This window comes from Bowmanella dokdonensis (assembly GCF_017254865.1).
In the GTDB taxonomy this organism is placed as follows: Bacteria; Pseudomonadota; Gammaproteobacteria; order Enterobacterales; family Alteromonadaceae; genus Bowmanella; species Bowmanella dokdonensis.
This window is the reverse complement of the sequence record NZ_JAFKCV010000250.1, coordinates 1-323: the sequence shown is the minus strand read 5'-3', so window position 1 is coordinate 323 and position 323 is coordinate 1. Positions and strand designations below refer to the sequence as shown.

The 323-nt window shown below is 45.5% G+C and carries 1 protein-coding gene; it reads right to left on the bottom strand.

Features of this window, described 5'->3' with window-relative positions:
- Positions 1-304: hypothetical protein (locus J0A66_RS24005; RefSeq protein ID WP_206576038.1), on the bottom strand; the 304-nt coding region annotated here is incomplete at its 3' end.
- Positions 305-323: the final 19 nt, after the last annotated feature.

Genomic DNA, 323 nt, shown 5'->3' with positions numbered 1-323 from the left:
TTTCTTTGGCATGCCAATGAACTCTAGCCAACTCTAGTTCATCTTTCTTGCCAATGTCGGCCAAATCATGGGCAACCAATACCTCAACCAAAATTTTGGTCATGACCCAAAGATTGGTCTTTGTTTGGATGGTTGCCATTTCTTTGGCATGCCAATGAACTCTAGCCAACTCTAGTTCATTTTTCTTGCCAATGTCGGCCAAATCATGGGCAACCAATACCTCAACCAAAATTTTGGCTACCCAATGCTTTGATGGGGCAACCTTGGGAACAAACCAAACATACCGTTGGTCGTGCCACAGCACTAACGCCACCCTCGGCACA